The organism is Enterococcus sp. AZ104 (assembly GCF_050546705.1).
In the GTDB taxonomy this organism is placed as follows: Bacteria; Bacillota; Bacilli; order Lactobacillales; family Enterococcaceae; genus Enterococcus; species Enterococcus faecalis.
The window spans coordinates 2,405,244-2,427,350 of sequence record NZ_CP172952.1; the positions used below are offsets into that span (position 1 = coordinate 2,405,244).

Annotated in this window: 18 protein-coding genes; 2 read left to right on the forward strand and 16 right to left on the reverse strand. The window is 39.3% G+C overall.

What is annotated here, in order from left to right; genetic code table 11:
- Nucleotides 1-47 precede the first annotated feature (47 nt).
- From IGJ37_RS11545 to IGJ37_RS11590, 10 genes are all read right to left on the reverse strand, one after another.
- Nucleotides 48-2,861 carry a sigma 54-interacting transcriptional regulator gene (locus IGJ37_RS11545; protein ID WP_325815172.1) on the reverse strand — a complete coding sequence of 938 codons (2,814 nt, stop codon included), beginning with the start codon at nucleotides 2,859-2,861 and terminating at the stop codon, nucleotides 48-50.
- A gap of 121 nt (nucleotides 2,862-2,982) precedes the next feature.
- The gene (locus IGJ37_RS11550) at nucleotides 2,983-3,510 is read right to left on the reverse strand and encodes a histidine phosphatase family protein (RefSeq protein ID WP_002359138.1); all 528 of its coding nucleotides are present in this window, start codon (nucleotides 3,508-3,510) and stop codon (nucleotides 2,983-2,985) included.
- Nucleotides 3,511-3,575: 65 nt separating this feature from the next.
- Nucleotides 3,576-5,024: an amidase gene (locus IGJ37_RS11555; protein ID WP_252671580.1), complete on the reverse strand. Its 1,449-nt coding sequence runs from the start codon at nucleotides 5,022-5,024 to the stop codon at nucleotides 3,576-3,578.
- 96 nt (nucleotides 5,025-5,120) lie between these two features.
- Nucleotides 5,121-5,786: a helix-turn-helix domain-containing protein gene (locus IGJ37_RS11560; protein WP_002359135.1), complete on the reverse strand. Its 666-nt coding sequence runs from the start codon at nucleotides 5,784-5,786 to the stop codon at nucleotides 5,121-5,123.
- A 380-nt stretch (nucleotides 5,787-6,166) separates the two neighbouring features.
- Complete coding sequence (locus IGJ37_RS11565; RefSeq protein ID WP_002361089.1) at nucleotides 6,167-7,375, reverse strand: ABC transporter permease; 1,209 nt, start codon at nucleotides 7,373-7,375, stop codon at nucleotides 6,167-6,169.
- Entirely contained in the window at nucleotides 7,372-8,046 is a 675-nt protein-coding gene (locus IGJ37_RS11570; protein WP_002367351.1) for an ABC transporter ATP-binding protein, read from the reverse strand. The genes IGJ37_RS11565 and IGJ37_RS11570 overlap by 4 nt, the downstream gene beginning before the upstream one ends.
- Nucleotides 8,039-9,205: an efflux RND transporter periplasmic adaptor subunit gene (locus tag IGJ37_RS11575; protein WP_252671581.1), complete on the reverse strand. Its 1,167-nt coding sequence runs from the start codon at nucleotides 9,203-9,205 to the stop codon at nucleotides 8,039-8,041. Before IGJ37_RS11575 ends, IGJ37_RS11570 begins: the two co-directional genes overlap by 8 nt.
- Nucleotides 9,206-9,375: 170 nt before the next feature.
- On the reverse strand, nucleotides 9,376-9,675 hold the full coding sequence (locus IGJ37_RS11580; protein WP_002355066.1) for a rhodanese-like domain-containing protein: 300 nt from the start codon (nucleotides 9,673-9,675) through the stop codon (nucleotides 9,376-9,378).
- A complete protein-coding gene (locus IGJ37_RS11585; RefSeq protein ID WP_252671582.1) occupies nucleotides 9,668-11,317 on the reverse strand; it encodes an FAD-dependent oxidoreductase in 1,650 nt (549 codons plus the stop codon). Before IGJ37_RS11585 ends, IGJ37_RS11580 begins: the two co-directional genes overlap by 8 nt.
- Nucleotides 11,318-11,632 (reverse strand): rhodanese-like domain-containing protein, encoded by a 315-nt coding sequence (locus IGJ37_RS11590; RefSeq protein WP_002370047.1) that lies wholly within the window; start codon nucleotides 11,630-11,632, stop codon nucleotides 11,318-11,320.
- Between the two features lie 168 nt (nucleotides 11,633-11,800).
- Here IGJ37_RS11590 and IGJ37_RS11595 point away from each other — a divergent pair, with 168 nt between their 5' ends.
- Entirely contained in the window at nucleotides 11,801-12,061 is a 261-nt protein-coding gene (locus tag IGJ37_RS11595; protein WP_010820276.1) for a metal-sensitive transcriptional regulator, read from the forward strand.
- 45 nt (nucleotides 12,062-12,106) lie between these two features.
- Here the strand turns inward: IGJ37_RS11595 and IGJ37_RS11600 are convergent, their stop codons facing one another.
- Both IGJ37_RS11600 and IGJ37_RS11605 read right to left on the reverse strand, forming a co-directional pair.
- The gene (locus tag IGJ37_RS11600) at nucleotides 12,107-13,366 is read right to left on the reverse strand and encodes an MFS transporter (protein WP_002370048.1); all 1,260 of its coding nucleotides are present in this window, start codon (nucleotides 13,364-13,366) and stop codon (nucleotides 12,107-12,109) included.
- A gap of 97 nt (nucleotides 13,367-13,463) precedes the next feature.
- Nucleotides 13,464-14,672: a pyridoxal-phosphate-dependent aminotransferase family protein gene (locus IGJ37_RS11605; protein WP_002355061.1), complete on the reverse strand. Its 1,209-nt coding sequence runs from the start codon at nucleotides 14,670-14,672 to the stop codon at nucleotides 13,464-13,466.
- 171 nt (nucleotides 14,673-14,843) lie between these two features.
- On the opposite strand from IGJ37_RS11605, the gene IGJ37_RS11610 reads away from it, so the two are divergent.
- Entirely contained in the window at nucleotides 14,844-16,469 is a 1,626-nt protein-coding gene (locus IGJ37_RS11610) for a PucR family transcriptional regulator (protein ID WP_325815174.1), read from the forward strand.
- Between the two features lie 117 nt (nucleotides 16,470-16,586).
- Here IGJ37_RS11610 and allE read toward each other — a convergent pair whose 3' ends face one another.
- From allE to allW, 4 genes are all read right to left on the reverse strand, one after another.
- Nucleotides 16,587-17,372 (reverse strand): (S)-ureidoglycine aminohydrolase, encoded by a 786-nt coding sequence (gene allE, locus IGJ37_RS11615; RefSeq protein ID WP_002384779.1) that lies wholly within the window; start codon nucleotides 17,370-17,372, stop codon nucleotides 16,587-16,589.
- A 21-nt stretch (nucleotides 17,373-17,393) separates the two neighbouring features.
- Nucleotides 17,394-18,617 (reverse strand): allantoate deiminase, encoded by a 1,224-nt coding sequence (gene allC / locus IGJ37_RS11620; RefSeq protein ID WP_002383320.1) that lies wholly within the window; start codon nucleotides 18,615-18,617, stop codon nucleotides 17,394-17,396.
- A 181-nt stretch (nucleotides 18,618-18,798) separates the two neighbouring features.
- Nucleotides 18,799-20,163, reverse strand: coding sequence for an allantoinase AllB (allB, locus tag IGJ37_RS11625; protein ID WP_325815175.1), 1,365 nt, complete (start codon nucleotides 20,161-20,163; stop codon nucleotides 18,799-18,801).
- Nucleotides 20,164-21,660 carry an allantoin permease gene (gene allW / locus IGJ37_RS11630; protein ID WP_325815176.1) on the reverse strand — a complete coding sequence of 499 codons (1,497 nt, stop codon included), beginning with the start codon at nucleotides 21,658-21,660 and terminating at the stop codon, nucleotides 20,164-20,166.
- Between the last annotated feature and the right edge of the window lie 447 nt (nucleotides 21,661-22,107).

Here is a 22,107-nt window from a genome sequence, read left to right on the forward strand (position 1 = left end):
CATTTTATTAAAAGCAATAAGTGTGCCAACTTTCATTTCCGTTTGAATTAAGCCTTTTCAAAGAGCAATTCATAAATATAGCGCACTTCCAAAGGTGGAATCAACAGATTATAGGACACTTCAAGCGGTCGAAACGCCATTTTTATGACAGATACAGCTTCTGGCAACTCTCGATATGACACTTCATAAGCTGTCGGGTCATATTCTGGATTCAACAATTGCCGTTCTAACATACAAGCACAATGAATGATAAAACGAAGTAAAATCTTTTCGTCACTTTTTATTTTAGTTTGCAAGCAAATGTCTGAATAAATCTTAGCTAATTCGATTGAAATGGTTGTCGGATTCAAAACCGTTAGTAAGTCTGTAATAGCTTCGATTGATAATCCTTGAATATATTTAGCTGAAACTTTTTTTAGTAACTCTTGGTTTTGTTTTTCTTCTAAATGATGGCCTAATAATTCGAAAACTAGCTGAATGCCCCGCTTCGATAGTAAATCTTGTAAAGAAATAAACGGAATATCTGGCACTTCTGTCTTTACGGTGCCAATGATACCAACGATTTTCTCTTCTTTCCGAACAAAAGAATGCAAGCGATCAATGTCTTCCACTTCTCTTTTCTCTAAAGTAATGATGCGTACATTCGTTAGTAATTCATTGGGAAAAGTTTTTAGTAACAACTGTTCAATTTTAATAGCAGTCCCCATGCCAGTTAGACAGAAAATAATGAGAACTTTTGCCTCGTTGAAGCGACCTTTACTGCAAATCAAGGCGCGATGATTTTTTTCTTTTAAGACTGGTAATAGATACTCAAACGCCGTCGATTCATAAATGACTTCTCGGGCCACTTCTAGCAATGTTAATAGATTGATATTGCTAATTAGCAGCACTTCCATTTGAAACGTTTGACTGATAGCATTACCAAAGTAAACCAGGGAACCGATGTCCACCATTAAAATAATTTTTTTATACTGATTTTGCTTTACAATTGTACGGACTTTTTCTAATGTTTCTTCCACTGATTGATTAATCGGCATATCAACTGCACGCATGACCGTTGTTGAAAACAGAAGGTTGGTGTACTCAACCATGCTACTGGCCGTCGCGGCACCATGTGCAACGACGATAACGCCACAGTTTTCTTCATCTGAGTGCGCTCTTTTTTTAGCTGTGACTTTACGAATAAATAGATCAAAAAAGAGGATTTCCGTATCAGCAAAAGAAATCCCAAACAACGTTTGTAGAAAGTCCACCATGGCCTTAGCAGCTTGATACTGGGTTACTTTACCAGAATAGATATTTTTGGTATCTGAATAAAATGTTTCATTCATTTGTGCAGAATAAAAAACAGCAGAATAAAGGTGGACAATTAAAATATTCTGGAAATCCTCTGTCAATTTTTCTTGGATTAATTGTTCAAAAAAGACAATGGCTTCTTGAATTTTTGGCTGCAATGTTTCGTCAATGGCCTCTATGGCTAGCGGTTCTTGAGCAAAAATATCCATATCATAAAGTTGCTCGACTTTGTTTTGCATGATTGCTAGCGCATCCTCTGTCGAAAGAGTTAATTTTTTCAAATCCGCATATTCTTTCAATAGAAAATTATAAAAACGATCATTTTTCAGACTTTCCGATTTGAGTAACTCTTGACTGCTTAAATAAAAATGGTTGTATTGAATCGTGAGGCCATCGTTAGGTATCCACTCATTAAAAGCCAGCAGACTTTCTACATCAGGTTGCTCTTTGACTGTCCCCTCGTTTGCTTCAATGCAAATAGTTTCCGTTAATTGATCGAACACTTCTAAATAGGCTTGTGCGCTCATAAATTGAATCGCCGCTTTCAATTCGCCAACGTTGGCTTCAAAATGAGTAAACGTTAATTGTTTCAACGCCTCATAACGAATATGGATATTCTTTTGAATCCGTTGACTTTCTTCTAAGAAAAAGGACAAAATCAATTGAATTTTTTCTTTCAAAGAGCGCTCGGCTAAAGCTGGAATGGCTAATGTCACAGGAATCCTTCTTGAAAACGTTTTCAAAAAATGTTGATTGACTGCTTCGGTTGTTGCAAAAATAAATTTTATCGATACATTTCTTTGTTTTTCGGCTTCGCCCATCCGTGTAAAATACCCTTTATCCAAAACTGTAAACAATTTTTCTTGGCCTTCGCTCGTTAATCGATGGACTTCATCTAAAAATAAAAAACCGCCATCTGCCAACTCCACTAAGCCTTTTTGGTCATTGACGGCACCAGTAAAACTGCCTTTTTTATAGCCAAACAGATGCGAAGTTAATAATTCTGGATTGTTGAAATATTCTGCACAATTAAAATAAATAAACGGAACTTCTTGGTTCATTTTAACTTGATAAAATTGGTGTAATTGTTCCGCAATTAAGGTTTTCCCCACCCCAGATTCTCCAGTAAGTAAAATATTCAAGCCATTAGGCGGATATAAAATAGCGGCTTTCAACTTCTTGATGGCGTCTGCTAAGCTCCCATCAAAACCAATTACGTTCGCAAATGGATTCATTTTCAGTAGCTGCTTTTTCTTATGTATCTGTTCTGTCTGTTGATAAATGTCCTCTTGCAGCGAAGCGAGGGAATCGTAGCACGTGCTACTTTTAAAAAAAGGAAACTGTTCCTCTAAGTAGTCTTTATCAAAAAATAACACCGGTCTTGATTTAACTTTAACGACTTGGTCTTTTCTCACTAATTCTGAAAGCTCTTCACTAACAGCGGTTCGGGTATAGCCAGAGGTCTGACTTAATTGCGAAGCCGTTGCGGGCAACAAGGTTTCTTTGCTACTTGGATTTTGTACGTGAAACTGTTTTAACGCTTGATGAATATTATCAATTCTCATAGTCTTTTCCCCATTTCTTTTTTGATCCAAAAGTTAATTTATTATACATTAAAACGGAAGCGGTTTCTTATTTACCATAAAAAAAATCAAGTCTTTAACCAAAAGATTAAAGACTTGATTTTTATTCTCCGTATTGTACAAGTTGTGTATTTTCACAATGAAAGTCCAAGAAATCTTGGATTTTTTTACCATTGAAGTAGTTATCAATGACTCGCATAACCGCATTGTGGCAAACAAATAGGTAAGTTTCCTCTGAAGCCAAGGCTTCCTCAATCAGGGGATAAATTCGACCCGCGACATCTAGGACTGATTCCCCTTCTGGAAACGGCAAGGAAATCTCAGAACGATTTTCTTGGAAAGCCGTTGTTTCAATCGGTTCACCATCATAAATGCCAAAATTCATCTCAATTAAACGAGGTTCTGTTTCAATCGTCAATTGATTTCGTTCTGCAATTTTACGGGCTGTTTCTTGCGCCCTTTTTAAAGGCGACGCCAGTAAACGGTCGATTTGAATTCCTTGTTTGGCAATTTTTTCAGCTACCAATTCTGCTTGTTGATAGCCTTTTTCGGTCAATTGCGCTTCCGCATGACCACAAATTCTACGGGCCACATTATAATCTGTTTCACCATGTCTCACTACGTACAGCATTTTTCCACCTCAGTTTTTTGTCTTGTGTCTATTTTATCTGAAATTTGGTCACAATAACACCCTATTTAGCGGTAACTTTCTGGTAATTTAAATTTGCCTTCTTGCTCAAACTGTTCGCCTACTTGGAATAAGAGATCTTCACGTCCACGAGCAGCCAGCAATTGAATGCCTAAGGGTAACCCCGTTGCCGTAACATGTGTGGGCAAGCTGATGGCTGGTTGTCCTGTCAAGTTAGCTAGTTGAGTATACGGTGTTATCTGTAAACTTTTATCAAAATAATCATAGATTAATTCAGCTAACTCTGCTTCTGTTAATTCTGCTGCTTGCTCCATTCGTTGACGAATGTGCTCACTTTGCAAATCTTCGTTAATTTTTGGTGCTGAAAAAGCCGTTGTTGGTGATAAAAACAGATCAAATTTTTGAAAAAGTTCTTCCATCGTTACTGCTGCTTGATCCCACAACTGTAATGAATGAACATAGGTGGCTGCTGGAATCTTTTGGCCAAATTGATGCATGGTCCATGAAAAAGATTCGATTTCTTCTTTACGAATTGGGCGCCCGAGCCCCTGTTGAATGCTGTTCATCATCGCTGTAGTTTCTGCGCCGTTCATTTGATAATAGGAGCGAATCAGCGCTGCACCATCGACTGGATAAGGAATCTCAATGATTTCATGGCCAGCGGCTGCCAGAAAATCAGCCGCTTGTTTCGCCGCTAGTGTTGCTTCTGGCGAAATCATTGAGCCGATAGGCGAAGCGGTACACAGAGCAATTTTTAGCCGTTGTTTTTTAGGGTGTGTTTGCCATTCTGCCAAGGGCGCTTGGTAGGGGGCGCCACTGTGGCTACCACGTAGGCCATAGAATAACGCTTTGGTGTCTCTCATAGAAATAGTCAACGCAAAGTCAATCGAGGCACCTTGCCAGCCTCGCCAGCCTTCAGGGCCGACAGGCATGGAGCCACGGCTAGGTTTTAAGCCAATTAAGCCACTAAAAGAGGCGGGAATTCGGATGGAGCCACCGCCATCGCTAGCGCCGGCTATAGGAACAATCCCGCTAGCGACAACTGCGGCAGCGCCGCCACTGGAACCGCCTGGCGAATGTTCCAGGTTCCAAGGATTGCGGGCTGGCCCGTAAAGCGCAGGGTCCGTAATATTTTTAAAGCCAAACTCTGGAGCGTTGGTTTGTCCTAAAGGCATCAAGCCAATCGTTTCTGCTTGTTTGACAAAGTTAGAAGTCGTTGTTGCAGTACTATTTTTAAAAAGTTGCGAGCCAGCCGTTGCTGACCACCCCGCTTTTTCTTGGCCTAACATTTTCAAAGGAAATGGCAAACCAGCAAATAGTGTGTCCTGCTGTTTATTTTTTTGATAAGTTGCTTCTGCTTTTTGGCTGTCAAAGGTTACAAAGCCATTGATCTTTGGATTTAACTTTTGGACTTTTTTCTCAATATCCTTTAAGAGTTCTGTGTGACTTACTTTCTGTTCTTTTAATTGTTGTACCCAATATAGTCCGTCTTTCATACAGACCCACCTCCTATACTATTCCTTATTAGTATAGCATGGTTTTTAGGGGTCATCCTGTGATGGTGATTTTCATTCGTCAAGTGCTTCTCTAATTTAAGTAAATAATTCGCCAATGTAAGGAAGCAACTGCGGATGCAGTTTGTAGCCTTTATACCGTGTATTTTGGATACCTTGTTTTTTAAAGCCCCCTACTTGAATTTTTTTATTTAATTTTGTCAGCTGTTTGGTCATTTTTTTTCGATTATTGGCTGTTTCTTCTGTGTCATATATTAATTTACAAAGGCGTTCCATTGGTAAGTGTTCTTTTGGCGTACTATACAAGACAGCCAGTAGTGCACGTTCTGCGGCTGTTAGCTTTATCCCCTCTACATCTAACTTTTCATCTTCTCGTTGGATGGGTTTATTTAATTCTGCCAAAAGGAGATTTTCTCTTAATGTATCCAAAGTCGCATCCAATCGTAACCAATTGAGAATGCCATATTGATAGCTAATGCTCAATTCTTCCGAGGTAGGAATGTCTTCCGAGCGAAGAAACAACGGCGTTTTAACTCTGGCTAATTCCTTTAGATATAAATATTGTTCTTTGCGAGGAATCGTTTCGCTGAGAATGATGGCATCAAATTTTCGATAAAACAAATGACTTTCCTTAATTTCACCAATCAGACACGTCGTACAAAAAACTTGGTGATCTAAATGCTGTAAGCGGTTTTGAAAAGCAGTTTCTGATAAAATATTTTTTGTGATGACCATTATTTTCATTCTTGATTCCTCCTTAATTCTTTTTTGGTTCAAAATTTTCTCAATTTTCGTGTTTTGTTTTGATATATTTAGTATACTGGAATTTTTTCGAATTAAAATTTAGAAATTTACAAGCAAATCAGTCATTAACAGTCATTCCTGTAATCCCCTATTTATAAAGGATTTCCAATAGTCTTATTTAAAAAATGTTTGTTATTTAATCCTCAACGTGCTATTTTTTTAATTTTTTTCTTTTTTATTTAGCTGACAAACGTCAAAAGGTTGGTAGCTAATATCAACCTTTTGACGTTTGTTAGCTACTTTCTCTTGAAATCTTTGGATTTTTTTCTACTTTCACTAAAAAAAACAGCCAAAAATGGCTGTTTCTTTGCTATTTATATTTATTTCATAATATCGATTAAGTCTTTTTTTGAAGCTGCCGAGGCAGGGAAATAGCTAAATACAACCCCGATAAAGACAGAAATCCCAATGGCTAATGAAACGGTCATTAAATCTGGTCGAACAGAAAACGGTAGTGCCATTGAGGCTAAGTAGGCAATAATCATTCCTAAAAGATAACCAGTAATTCCGCCGATTAAGGTCAAGGCAATCCCTTCTGTTAAGAATTGCTTTTTAATATCACTGGCTGTCCCGCCCAATGCACGTCGGATACCAATTTCCTTAATCCGTTCTGAGACCGAAATGTACATCATATTCATAACGCCGACCCCAGCAATTACCAGTGAAATAGCCGCAATTGCGGAAATAAACAAGGTTAAATTATTTAATAAAGAGCCCATTTCTTTGATGGTATCTTTAACATTATATTCTTGATACGTCCCGCTGTTTTTCATGGTTCCTTGTTGAGAGAGAGTTTTTATTGTTTCTTTCAATACTTGATCTGGTTGGTAGCCAGGTGCCACTGTTAGCTTCAACGTAGATGTATCTTTTAGCTTGCCGAAATAATGTTCATAGGTCTTTTTTGGAAAATAAAGTAATGAGTCATCATTACCTGGACCAATGGCACCGCTGGTATTGGTTGTCACGCCAACAATGGTAAAAAGTTGCTCTTTATATGGAAAAGTTCGATTAACTGCTGCAGTCGGGTCTTGGTAGAGTTCTTTGGCAACCAGTTCATCCACCACCACTGTTTTATCCATTTTTGCATTGTCTCCATCATTCAGTTGGCGTCCCGCCAACAATTCTTTGGTGGTTTTGTTGGCAAGTTCATAGGTTACGGAAAGATTTTTCGGTCCTGCTTGAAAATTCAGTGTACCTTTTTGGGCGCCATCAACTTCTCTTTGATCAAAATCAATTTTTTCTACGCCAGGAACCATGCGCACGACCCCTAAATCATTGTCGGTAAACATCGCTTGGTCACTAAACATATCCGAAGTGTTGTAAGCCGAAAAAGAAATCTTTTTCACATTTTCTTTTTGTTTTTCAGCAGATAATTTATCGACCATGTCTTCTTTAAAGCCGTTACCGATAGCCACGATGGTAATCACCGAAGCGATCCCGATGACAATCCCTAGCATCGTTAACAAGCTGCGTCGCTTATTTTTCAAAATGGAACGGAAGGCGGTTTTCCAAATAATTGAACGTTTCATGTCAGCACCTCCTCTAAAATCTTTCCATCACGAACTTTAATCAAACGATTGCAGTATTCAATTGTTTCTTCATCATGTGTCACTAAAATAATGGTGACACCTTCATTGTTTAATTGCTGAAAGAGCGTTAAAATTTCTTCCGATGTTTTACTATCTAAAGCCCCAGTTGGTTCATCTGCAATAATAAAACTTGGCCGATTGACAATCGCACGCGCAATGGCAACACGTTGTTGTTGTCCGCCCGAAAGTTGTTTTGGATGCTTCTTGCCTTTATCTGGCAAGCCGACTTTTGTCAGAACTTCGTGGACACGATCTTTGGCTTCTTTTGGGGTTAACCCACTATATAAAAGAGGTAATTCAATGTTTTCTTCAACTGTTAGTGTTTCAATTAAACTAAAATTCTGAAAGACAAAGCCGACTGCTTCATTTCTAATTCGGGATAGTTCCTTATCAGAAAAGTCGCCAATTTCACGGTCTTCAAATAAATACGTTCCTTCAAACTTTTTATCAATAAAGCCTAGCAAATTAATCAAAGTCGATTTCCCAGAACCAGAAGGACCCATAATCGCTAAAAATTCTCCAGCATCTACTTGGAGGTTAATATCATCTAACACATGCAGTGTTTCTTCTTCGGAATAATAATATTTATGAATATGGGATAGCTTAATCATTGGCAGCTACCTGAACATCTTGATTATCTTTTAATTCTTTATTGGGATTGGCAATCACTTGGTCTTTCCAGTTCAAGCCACTTTTGACAACTTTACGACCTAAATTTGTTTCTGTTTCAATCGGTGTTTTTTTCGCTTTGCCCGCTTTGTAAACATAGACAAATTCTTTTTCGCCTTCTTTTTGGATTGCTGCTGTCGGTATAATCATTTGTTTTTGCGGCACAGCGATGCTAGTAGACAAGCCTTCTGCCCAAGGAAAATCACCTTCTACTGTAAATTGATAACTCACTACTGGATTGCCTTCATTTTTAGCTATTGGGGTTTGCGCAATGGAAACAATTTTGCCTGGTGCTGATTTACCTGAACCAACGGTCGTCACTGTTACTTCTTCCCCTGTCTGTAATTTATCGTAATCATACTCGGTTACTTTTCCTTGAATATTTTTCTTTTGTGTTGCAATTTTAATGACTGGTTTGTCGGTACTACTCATGGCACTAGCATCAACAGTGACTTGGCCATCAATTGGTGCTGTAACGACTGTGTTGACTTTGCCACGTGTTTGTTCAAGCGTGTTTGCTGCTCCGACGGCATCACTGTTGGCTAATTGAAGGGCTTGGTTAGCTTGGGCGACTTCACTATTCGCAGCACTAACGGCTTCATTCAATTGCTGAATTTCCGCATTTAGTGTTTCTTTCTCTTCAGCCTCTTTTGCGGTGTTTAATTTTTGCTTGGCTGCAGCAACTTTGTTTAAGACTTCATTGTATTTTTGAGTGGCTAAGTTAACGTTCTCTTGTGCTTGTTGAACTTGAAGATTATTCCGATTAACGGCATTCGCTTGTTCTGTTTCTGTGGCTTGGATGTCTGAGTTATTGTACGTTAACAATGGACTATCTTTCTTGACTTCTTTACCATTTTCAACATTTATTTCGGCAATTTTTCCTAAAGAAGGATCAAAGAAAATATCCCGAGTATCTAGAAAACTCACTTGACCATCTAATTTTAATGAGGCCATTTCTGTAATGGTATACGTTGTGTATTCAGGTTCAACTTCTTTTGAAGAAAAAACTGTTTTTGCTCCGATAAATCCGACGACGACCACTGCGGCACCAATACCGAACCACACTTTTTTATTTCGCTTCTTCTGGCCTGACTTTTTCATTTATTTGTTCCTCCTTGATTTCTGTTGACGAGTTTGTCATTTTATTTAGTATATAATGAATAAAAAAACCGGTCCCTTCATCTTCCTATCATTCCTCTTACAGTTTTGACACATCTTTATCTAACAAAAAACGTTTATCCTGTGTAAAAGGATAAACGTTTTTTGTTATTTTATTGTTCTAATTGACCCAACCAGCCAGATGTACCACCTAGAACATTGGTTACTTGATACCCTTGTTGACTGAGAAACGCACACGCTTGTGCGGAGCGCGATCCCATTTGACAAATCAGATAATAGGGTTGGTTTTTATCTAATTGCTGATAATTTTCGGTTAAAGTACTTAAAGGTAAGTTGATGGCCTGAGGGACATGCCCCAGTTGATATTCCATTTCTTCTCGTACATCAATAATCGGTAATTTTTTTCGTTTTGCTTCCTGATAAAATTCAGGCATGCCAATCGTGTTATACATTTTCTAGTTCCTCCGGTTTTACCATTCGATATAGCGCAAAAGCACCATCTAAATTTTTGGCTGAGATGCCTGCTTGTTTTAGCATCCGTTCTGCAATATAACTACGCAAACCGCTGTGACAACTAACAATGTACTCCGTTGACTTGTCTAATTCCTCCAAACGTTCTCTTAACTCATTTAAATGAATAGACACAGCATTTTTAAATTGACCATTGGCTCGTTCGGCGGGATTACGGACATCTAATAAAACAGCCCCCTTAGCTAATTCGTTGGATAACTCATACCATTGAACGTTTTCACTCAATCCTTCTACAAGGTTCATCGCTGCATAGCCTAACATGTTCACGGGATCTTTCGCTGAACCAAACGGCGGCGCATAGGTAAACTCTAATTCAGGTAAATCAAAAATAGTTAACTGTCCTTTAATAGCGGTCGCAAGAATATCAATCCGCTTATCTACGCCCTTTGCCCCAATTCCTTGTGCGCCATAAATTTCCCCTGTCGTAGGATGGAAAACTAATTTTAACTGAAGATCTGTTGCGCCAGGATAATACCCCGCATGGTCTTTTCCACTGATATGCACAACAGCTGTTGTTAGTCCAGCAGCTTTAGCAGCCCGTTCGCTTAAACCAGTTGAAGCAGCGGTTAAATCAAAGACTCGCACAATGGCGGTCCCAATGCTTCCTTGATTTTTTCTCTCTAATCCAGCAATCACATCCGCTACTTGACGTCCTTGGCGATTGGCGGGAGAAGCTAAAGAAATCAGCGCATCTTCTTGAGTGATTTGTTGTTTCACTACAATAGCATCCCCAACCGCATAAATATCGGGTTGATTCGTTTGATAGTGTTCATCAACAACAATACCGCCACGTAAACCAGTTGCTACACCTGCTTCAACTGCTAAGGTATTTTCTGGTTGGACCCCCACCGACAAAATGGTTAAATCAGAAGCTAATGTTTGACCGTCTTCTAAGCGAATCACTTGCCCTTCTTCTTCAAAAGCAACCGCAGATTGTCCCGTAATTACTTGAACATTGTTTTTGCTTAATTCAGCTTTGACAAAAGCGGCCATTTCTTCGTCTAATGGCGGTAAAACATGAGGCGCTTTTTCCACGAGAGTGACTTCTAATCCGCGTTTTTGCAAGTTTTCTGCCATTTCCAAGCCAATGAAGCCTGCGCCAATCACGACGGCTCGTTTTGTTTCTGGTGTCAAGGCTGTCATAATTTGATCTAAATCAGGAACATTTCTTAATGAAAAAACATTTTTGGCTTCTGCCAATCCTGTAATTGGTGGCACAAAAGGTTTCGCCCCTGGTGATAAAATTAATTTGTCATAGTGTTCTGTTAAAATTTCTGTTTCATGTTTCACTGTGATCACTTTTTCTATTGGATCAATAGACACGACTTCATGGTGAGGACGAACATCTAAATTAAACCGTGCCTTTAACGCTTCGGGTTTTTGAACAAGCAGTTGCTCTCTTTCTGCGATTTCGCCAGAAACGTAGTAAGGCAAACCACAGTTTGCAAATGAAACAAAAGGGCCTTTTTCCATGACAACAATTTCAGCATCTTCCATTAAGCGACGTAAACGTGTCGCTGCTGACATGCCACCAGCCACGCCTCCGATAATTACAATTTTCATTTATTTTCCTCCTTTAATTTGACCAAACCATTGGGACATCCCGCCACGAACGTTAATCACGTGATAGTTTTTTCTCGCTAAAATTTTGGCCGCATTTTTGCTGCGCATGCCGGACTGGCAAATCACATAGACTTCGTTAGCGGATTTGTTGTAGGCGGGAATTTTGTTAAGTGGGACATTAATCGCTTGTGGAATATGCCCTGCGCGGTATTCGCTAGGTGTTCGGACATCTAATAACGTTATCTCTTTAGATAAACGTGACTGAAGTTCTTTTGTTGAAATACTTGGCGTTTTTTTAAACAATTGAAATAACATTTTGTTCTCCTTCTCTTATATACCTTACGGGGTATATTTAACATGAAAAAGTTAGACTTGTCAACTGAAGAGATTTCTGCCATTTTTAGATTCAAAGAAAAGATAGTTGACAAAAATACCTCGTGTAGGTATATTTTAAACCAATCACTACTCTTAAGGAGGGGCAAAATGACTGAAGAAAAAAAGAAAGTGCTGAATCGTTTACGCCGCACAGAAGGTCAAATTCGCGGAATTCAAAAAATGATTGATGAAGAAAAAGAGTGTATCGATATTATCACTCAGTTGAGTGCGGTCCGTTCTAGTATTGATCGCGTAATGGGGATGATTGTTGCGGAAAATTTAAAGCATTGCTTTGAAAATCCTGAAAAAGACCCTAAAGAACAAGAAGAGCGATTAGCACAAGCGATTAATATGATTGTCAAAAAGTAAAACAACGCAAACTTATTCAGCGAAAGATAAGTTTGCGTTGTTTTTTTATTTATTAGACGAATCTGCCCCGCGTTTTTTTAAATTGACAAGCATAAAAAGAATCGTGCCAATTAGTAAAATCACGACGGCAATATAAAAGCCCATGACTTTCGAACCCGTTGTGTCAGAAATTTTCCCAGTTAAAGCTGGGGCAATCACAGATGACATCATGCCGAAAAAGTTAAACACGCCCAAAGTAGTGCCAATTCCAATTTTTGGTGCATTTTCACCTAGCCAAGAAATAATAATCGGTTCTACAGCTAATTTTCCTAAGAACCCATACATAATTAAAGCAATTAATAACAACGTCGCATTACTTACTTGTACAGTTAACAAAAGCATGGCTGTTGCTAAAAATTCTAAAACAACGATGAATTGAACTTTTTTATGCATGTACTTATCCGCCAACCGACTAAAAAATAACGCTCCTGGAATAGAGGCAAATGCGACCAGCGAAGAGGACAACCCTATTGCTGCTCCTTGGAAACCACGTTCGGTACTTAAAAAATTAGGTAACCAAGTCACAATCATATAATATGCATAACAAGTGCCAAAATATAAAATATACGCAAATAGCATATGTGGCGCAAACAGTTTTTTAAAGGGCACTTTTTCTTTTACCGCTTCGTTATCTTTTTCATCAACAACGGTTGGCTGAATCAAGGCCATGTCTTCTTTATGATTGCGAATAATCACTTGAAAAGCCACTAACATACAAATAATCATAAAGGCGGAAATGTACATCATCACTTGCCAAGGTAATCCTTTTTGGGCAACTAAATAACTAGATAAAATCATCCCTAAACCTGAACCAACTGCTGAACCACTGTTGACAATAGCTGTTGCAAAACTTTTTTTGGCTTGAGGAATGTTTTGCGACGTCAACGAGTAAGCCGAGCCATAGAAAGAACCACATCCTAAGCCTGCCAATAAGCTACCTAAGTAAATTGTTCCAATCGTTTGGGCTTGGGCAATCAGTAATGCTGCCAGCGCAAACAAGATAAAGCCTGGAATTAATACACGTTTTTTCCCAATTTTGTCTACCAAGAAGCCTGCAGGAATCTGCATGACTACGTAACCGAGAAAATAAAAGCTAGAAATGGACCCTAGGGCCGTATCGGAAGCGTTACCATTTAGAGACGCGCGAATTTGTGGATAAACAGGAGAAAGCGCGGAACGATAAATCCAGATTGTTACCCAGCCCATACATAGTAAAATAACGATTTTTTTCCAATAAGCCAACGAACTTTTTGTCTTGTCTGTCATTTTCTTTTCCTCCACCAATCATTTTTTTGGTTAACGTTTCACAAGGAACAAAAGCACTACGCTTTTTTACGTAGTGACCTTTGTCCTACCTTCTTTTTTAGTTTAAATACTCAGCCAATGCATGAGTACTACCGCTACCGCCTTCAAATTGATAGCCTTGGTGTTTCAATACAGTCTCAAAGGCACTTAAAAAATGCAACACATTGTCTTCGCGACTGCTGTAACCCATATTACCGACCCGCCAAATTTTTCCTTTTAAATCACCGAAGGAAGAGGCAATTTCAACTTTAAAATGATCCAGTAATAAGCTCCGCACTTTTTCACCATCAATTCCTTCTGGAATGACCACAGGAATGACTGTTGGTGTTTTTGTGTCTAACTTTCCGAAAATTTCTAAGCCCATTTTTTGCAGACTTTCAACTAAAATACGATCGTTTTTCCGATGGCGTGCGTAGACATTTTCCATGCCTTCTTGAAGTAACAAGCGCAGCCCTTCATGTAGCCCATAAATCATTGTAGTCGCTTCTGTATGGTGATTTAAGCGCTCTGGTCCCCAATATTTTTCTAATTGCGATAAATCCAAGTAGTTACTTTGAATGAACCGTTCATTCCGCGCATCCGCGCCAAGCCCTAACTCTTTTTGGTAACGGCCCGCTAGATAATCGGCTACACGTTGGTTGTAGGTAATTAAAGAAAGGCCTGAAGGTACGCTGACACATTTTTGAGTGCCTGCTACCGCAATATCAATCTTCCAATCATCGACCTTTGTTTCAACACCGCCGTAAGTCGCCACCATATCTACTACAAAGAAAATTTCATTTTCCCGACAAAAGGCGCCAATTTGATCCAGTGGTTGCATTTGTGCATTCGCCGTTTCGCCGTGGACCATCGCAACAATTTTTGGTTGATGTTCTTTAATCGCTTCAATCACCGTTGTTTGTTCAAACGGTGCGAGCCAGTCCTTTTCTAAATAAATGACTTCGGCCCGGGCGCGTTCGCAAATTTCACCTAATAAATAAGCAAACCGGCCATACGCAGGCACAAGCACTTTGTCGCCTGGCTCAATCAACGCAAATAACCCCGCTTCCAAGCCTGAACGTGACGTGCCATCAATGGCAAAGGCTTGTTGATTCTTTGTGGCAAAAGGTACTTTAATCATTTCCCGAACTTCATCCATAATTTGTAGAAATTCTGGATCAAATTGCCCTAAAATTGGTTGACCCATTTGACGAAGTACCGATGGATGGGCTTCGACTGGTCCCGGCGTCATGATTGTTCGCCGTACAAAATTTGGTTGTTGATACATAGTAATCCCTCACTTCATTTTTAATTCTTCTCTTTTATTATCTTTGGAAAAACCCAGAAATTCATTGTTCAATTTGCACTATTTTGACTTTGTTTTTTAGACATATTCAATAACTATCTTTTGTACTCCTTTTTATTCTTCGCTATACTATAAAAAAAGGAGGTTGTTGTGATGAAAATATTAGCTGAGGTCTTGGCTTTACCAAGATTTTCTGACTTACAATTATTATCGTCTCACTCAAACTTAACACAGCCCTTGGAAAGTGTAGAAATCACGGAAACACCTGATGTGGCTGATTTTATCCCTAAAAATGTCATGATTTTAACAACGGCAATGATTTATAAAGATGATCAAGAAAAATTGAAACCTTTTATTAACTCGCTAAAACAAGCAGAGTGTACGGCTTTAGGAATCAAAGTTGGGCGGTTCCTTGACGAAATTTCACCAGAAATTGTTGCCTATGCCAGTGCCGTTGATTTGCCCCTGATTAAAATTCCTAGCACACAGCCACTAGGCGGGTTGTTGCATGAAATTGTAGGCTATCTTCGTGATAGCAAAACCGAACAGATGTCTGTAGCATTTGACATACAAAAGCGTTTTTCAACATTATTAATGCAAGATGTTGATGCTACGCGCTTCATCGCTGAATTTGCGAAAATTTTAAATGCGCCAATTATTTTATTAAGTCCTTGGCAACAGGTGATTGCCCACTCGAATTATTTTTATGGCAATCAAAAATCGGCGGAGTTTTTCATCGAACAATTATCAAAAGACCACTTTCAACAATTGGCACAAGAAAAGAAAATCTTTCGTTTACAGGATGAGCGACAAGAAAACATTCAAGTAGCTGGCTTTCCAATTCGTGTGAACGATTATTTTCCCTATTATTTATTGGTCTTATCTCCTGAACAGATTCCTTATCCTATTTCTGAATTTGCCATTGATCAGGCCATTTTAGTTTTGACTTTTATGTTATTTAAAAACCAGAAAATTGCTGAATCTTTTGAGCATCTCAAAACAGACTTTTTGGACCGCTTGCTTGATACACATCAAGAAGCGCTGAGTAAACATCAAAATTGGTTGGAACTTTGGAAAAATTATCGTTTAATCAACAGTGATTATTATCAATTAGCGATTGTCTACGGCGTGACTAAACCAGAAAATGAAACCCATATTCGTTATCAGCAAGCGGAAGGGCAACTAATTTTCCAATGGCTCAAAGAACAATTGCCGGAAATCCTGCCAGATGTCGCCTTGTTTAAATTAAAAAATCAAAATAAAAGTATCTTGATTTTTCAATCTAAAAAAAATGACCATTTGATGATTTTGCAAAACCTCGCTGAACGTTTGCAACAGGCTTTGCCTATTACCATTCGCTTTGCTTTAGGCAATGCTTATGAAAACCTAGAAGATTTGCCTAATTCTTATATTGAAGCTTCCTCGACATTAGAGGCTTCTTTACACGCTCAAAAACCAGCGACTGTGCAATTGTTCCATCCCAAAGGCCTAGCTGGACTTTTTGAAAAGATTGGCACTGAAGATGTTGAATACTTTTGCCAGCAACAATTGAAAGAGTTGGCCTATCCGACGGAACCGACGTTACAAGAATTACGAAAAACCTTGAAAGTTTTTTTAGATTTCAATTGCGAAATTACTAAAACGGCCAACGCTCTTTACCTACACAGAAACACCATTAAATATCGCATGAATCAATGTGAAAAATTATTAGGCACCTCTATCCAAGAGCCTGAGACGAGTTTACTCTTACGGGTAGCGCTAGAACTTTCAGGAAAATAATTAACAGGAAAATAGCCGAATAAAAGTAACGTCTACCAAGAAAAAGGACTCTACCGTTCACCACTGCGTGTTCAAATCCTATTGTTCCGAGGTCATTACTTTACATTCGGCTTTTCTTTATAATTCTGGTTCACGATTGGCATCTTTGGAATAAACGTACATTAGCGGTTCTTCACGGCCAACCGCATAGGCTGCTTGTGGCACATAGGCACTCATGAAAATATAGTCCCCTTTTTCCACTGGATACCATTCATTGTCCAAATTGTACATCCCTTGGCCACTAATTAAATACGCACCATGCTCTTGGACATGCGTTTCAATATAGGCATGACTAGCGCCTGGTTCAAAAGATAAGATATGCATATTCATATCAAAGTCAAACTCTTTCGGCAATAAACTCCAAAGTAAAACGTCTGTCATTCCTTCATATTCTTCGGGTTGTTGGTCATGAATTGACCCAACCACTTTATAAGGTTGATGGCCTGCCAACGGCTGATAGCGTTTTTTATATAAGAAAACTTCTGTGTCCGCTTCCTGTGCGTTCGCTAAATACATTTTCATTTCAGGCGTAAAGTAGGCGTAGCCCCCGGCTTCAAGTTCATGAGTTTCTTGACCATCTGAAACGCGCAAACGACCGTCAATGACATAAACCAACGTTTGGATCCCGTCGCCACCAAAACCAGTTGTTTGTTGACCATTTTTATGAAACGTAGCAATGTAATCCACAAATGTCGCACCTAATTTAGGCGATCCCAAAATGGAAATATCGACATTTTCAAAACCAGGTACTGCATTTTGCACCAAACCATCATGGGGAATAATGGCGTAATTGTCTTTTTTTATCACAGCTCTTGATGTTAACAATTCTTTTTGGTAACCAACTCGATTATTTTTATAACCCATCACAATTCTTCCTTTTCTATCTTATTTATACGCTAATTCATATAAGGTATCTGCTAAAAGCTTGACGCCTTCAACCAAATCTGGAAATGCCGTTGCTTCTGCTGGATTATGACTAATCCCACCAATACTTGGCACAAATATCATCGCTGTCGGGTAATGGGGCGCAATAATTTGCGAATCATGCCCAGCACCACTATGCATCATACGATACTGATACTTGCCTTCTTTGGCTTTTTGTTCAATAACTTCTACAATTGCTTGATTCATCGGTACAGGGGCTTCATCCATCCAGCGGTCAATCGCAATCGTCAAGCCTAATTCTTGAGCAATTGTTTTCATCCGTTCTTCTAATTCACCGGTAAAATGTCGTAAAAAAGCAGCGTCGGTATGACGGCAGTCAATTGTAAATTCCACTTCTCCAGGCACCACGTTGACTGTATTGGGTTTCGGAATAACTTTGCCGAATGTTAAAACTAACGGATCCCCAATTTCGTTCGCACGATCAATGGCTTCTGCACAAATTTTAGCAAAGCCATATACCGCATCATGACGGTAACTCATTGGCGTAGTGCCTGCATGATTGGCTTGCCCTTTTAAGTTAACCGTGTAGCGACGTTGCCCTACAATACTATGAACAACACCGACTTGGAGCTTTTCGTTCTCTAAAATATTGCCTTGTTCAATATGAATTTCGACAAATGCTTCAATGTCCTCACGTCTAGTTTGCTCCTGCCGAAAATCAAAGCCTTGGCGATGCATCTCATCAACAAACTTTTTACCTTCGTTGTCAGAGATATCGACTACTTCTTCACGTTTGGCTTCACCAACGACATTTTTGCTTCCCCAGAAAACCGTTGGAAAACGACTCCCTTCTTCTTCAGCCATGGAAAGCACTTCTAAAGAACGCCGTGGTTTCCCATATTTGTCTAATAAATATTGAACAGCCGTCATGGAAGCAATAACACCATATTGACCATCTAAGGTCCCACCATTAACTACTGTGTCGATATGTGACCCAGTTAAAATCGTTTCCTGAGGAAATTCCGTTCCTGCCACTCGACAAAACAGATTCCCGACTTCGTCAAATTGCGTTTCCAGTCCAAACGCCTCAGTTTGGCTTTGCACATACTTTTGTGCTGCCAACCACGAATCTGTATAAAGTAAGCGTGTCATCCCTCCTGCAGGATCACTCCCAATTGCTGACAATTCTTCGATTCTTTGTTTTAAAACTTTTTCCAAGTCCATCACAAAACCTCCTGACTGATTACACTCTGATTGTAAACGTTTCCCTAGTTATCTTCATTGTACTTATCAAACAAAATTAAGCCTTTTTTTGTGCAAAACAACCAATGAACATCCTCTAACTCATGGACAGAGGCGCTAATTCAATCACACTTCTGTCCCTTTTCATTTCTAAAATAGGTGTTTAATTTTTGATAAATACGCCGTTAAACACCTCTGTTACTCCAGTTTCTTGTGCGTAAATTGTTTCGCCTCTTAAAATTGTTTGAATCACTTGGGCCCCAATTTCACGACCAATGTAAGGACTAATTTTATTTCGATATTCTAAATCTTCTGCTTTTAAGATATACGGCGCATTAGGTTTAATTAGTACAAAATCGGCATCCTTACCAATGCTGATGCGGCCCTTTTGTGCTAAGTGATAACGGTCAGCTGGGTTTGCTGCAATCAGATCCGCGAATTGTTTCAAGGATAAACCACGTTTTTGGACGGCTTCATCGAATAACACATCGACGTTATTTTGAACACCAGAAATGCCGCCCCAAGCTTCAAAAGCATTCGTTGTATCTTTTAAGTCTGGCGTACAAGGAGAATGGTCAGAGGTTACAAACGCGATGCCGCCTGTTTGCACGTGGTTCCATAATGCGGCTTGTTGGTCCGCGTCACGAATCGGCGGTGAACATTTGACAACTGGACCAATGGCATCAAGTTCATCCGTGGTAAAATATAAATAATGCGTACATGTTTCACAAGTCACATCTACCCCTTCTGCTTGGGCTTTTAAAACTTCTTCCACGCCTTCTTGACAAGCCACATGACAAATATGAATCCGACAACCTGTTTCTTTGGCAAATAAAATGGCTTTTTGAATCGCTTCAACTTCGGTAAACACAGGACGTGTAGCTACATATGCCGCTAAAGTCGTTTCACCATTTTGATAAGCTAACGCGCCTAATTTATCCGTAATTGGCGCATTTTCTGCATGGATTGCTAGCACTTTGCCAGTTTTGGCGACTTGTTTCATTCCTTCATATAGCGAATAATCGTCGACATTTTGAAAATCTCCTTCAATTGAACGATCGCCGCACGTTCCTAAAAAGCATTTATAGCCGGAAACGCCTCCTTCATCAAGTTCCTGAATCCCGCCAGCCAAGTTGGTCGGGACCACGCCGCCAAATGACCCTACATCTACTTTTAGTTTATTTTCTCCTGCCTTGTATTTGATCTCAAGAGAGGTCTTATCCACAGTTGCTGGAATCTGATTTAAAGGCATTTCCATAAAGGTCGTCACGCCCCCTTTGGCACAAGCGGCCGTTCCTGTGACATACCCTTCCCATTCATCGCGGTAACCACCACCAGGATCGGTAATATGAACATGAGCATCCACCATCCCAGGACTAACGACTAAACCCGTCGCATCAATCACACGTTCTCCTGACAAGTCTTGCCCAATCGCTACGATTTTTCCTCCTTGAACGGCGACATCCGTAATGACTTCTCCAGTTTCTAAAATAACTAACCCGTTTTTAATCACTAACTCTGCTTGCATCTATTTTCCCTCCTGATAAGCTGTTTCTTTCACTTTTTTTGAATCCCAAGTCCATTTTTTTAACACTAAGTACAGCACAAAACCTGTGGCAAAGCCCACAAACCACGAAATATCAGCAATGATTTTAACCTGTGGAATAAATTGACCACTTAAAGAAAGAACCAACGCCAGAATAGTAGCGACATATGCAGGCTTGTTTAATCCGTAAAAAGGATTGGCTTCCTCTTTTTTGTGTTTATCTACGTATAAAGCATTTAAATCAATTTGTTGCTTTTGAACAAAATAATAATTCGCAATCATCACACCAGCGACTGGTCCTAAAACAGCCCCAATTGCGTTCAGAAAAATAAAAATACTATCGGCGTTTTCCATCAGTTTCCAAGGCATAATGAGAAAGCTAATAACACTGGCAATCATGACGCCTTTTTTATACGTCATTTTTTTAGGAAACAGCGCCGCCAATTGATAACCTGCCGGAATGATGTTCCCCGTTGCATTCGTTGAAATAGTCGTTAATAAGAAAACCGACATGGCTAAGGCCACCACCGCCACATTATCTAAACGATCAATAATGTTTAAAATATTCCATTCTTGAATCCCAAAATACAGCGAACCACCTAACAGAATAACCACACTGGAAAAAGCGAAAATCCCATAACCAACAACTAAACCTGCTGTTTGCCCCACAACCTGAGCACGTGTCGAGCGCGCATTCTTAGTAAAATCCGCCACACTCGCACCAGGCGCTGACCAAACGGCCACAACCGAGTTAAAAATAATCAGATACGCCACAAGTGGATTGACTGAACGAATCGCACCAGAAACTTGATAAGACAAAATTGGTGTTAAACCGCCCCCAACTCGAATGGCCCAAATCGTTAATCCAATAATAACGACATAAATCAACGGACTTAAAATGGCGGTAAACCGGTTCAAAATTTTGCTACCACCGAAACCTATTGCCACATTTAAGAGCCAGAAAAGAGTAAACGCCATTAATTCAGGTAGCCTGAGACCAAAAAACTGGAATGATCCACCAATTTCTAAAAAGTTCGGCCAAAATTTCCCGAGAATAATTAATAAAGCCAGCGATCCTGTAAATGTTTGCAGACCAAACCAAGCAATTGCGGCCACACATCCTCTTAAGAACCCTGGCAGTTTTGCCCCGAGACTGCCGTAAGTAGACTGTAAGTGCATCGCAAAAGGAATGCCATATTTAGAGCCAGCCACGCCATTCAAATTCATGAAAGTTGCTACAATGAATGAGCTTAACACAACTGCCAACATAACTTGCAGCGGCGATAAACCTAAGAAAATAAAGCCGCCCACTGCTGCATAATTCGGGATATTATGAATCGAACCCATCCATAATGTAAAAAAATTGCGCGCGCCCATTGTCCGTTGTTTCGGGCTACTTGGCAACAAATCCTCATTGTAGCCACGTGCTTTCATCGCTGTTTCTTCTTGAGCTGTTACTTGAGACACATTTTTCTCCACGACAAACTCTCCTTTTTATTAAAAATTTTTTCTATTAAAACACCCTACCTTCTCTTTTTTGTCACTTTTGCACAAACATGCGTACTACTCTCATCACACAAATTGTAAGCGCTTTTTATAACAACAATCATTAGTTACCCCAACTAAATAACAAACGATTCTTTGTTCACTTTGAACGAAAAAATAGCAACCTTTTTTATATCGTCCTCTCACTCTAGAAAGTAAGAAACAAATCTTTTTATTCACATATTATGTACAAATTCTCTTTTCAAATGCTAAAATACGCTTATTATTAAAAATTACATAAATAAATTATACATTTAAATGAAATCCAACACAACATTTTTTAATCAAATACACACAAAACAGATAAACTGAAGTGGATTTTCAGGAAGAGACCCATCCTGAAAAAAGACACTGACAAAAGAGTTTTCTCACAAGATCGAC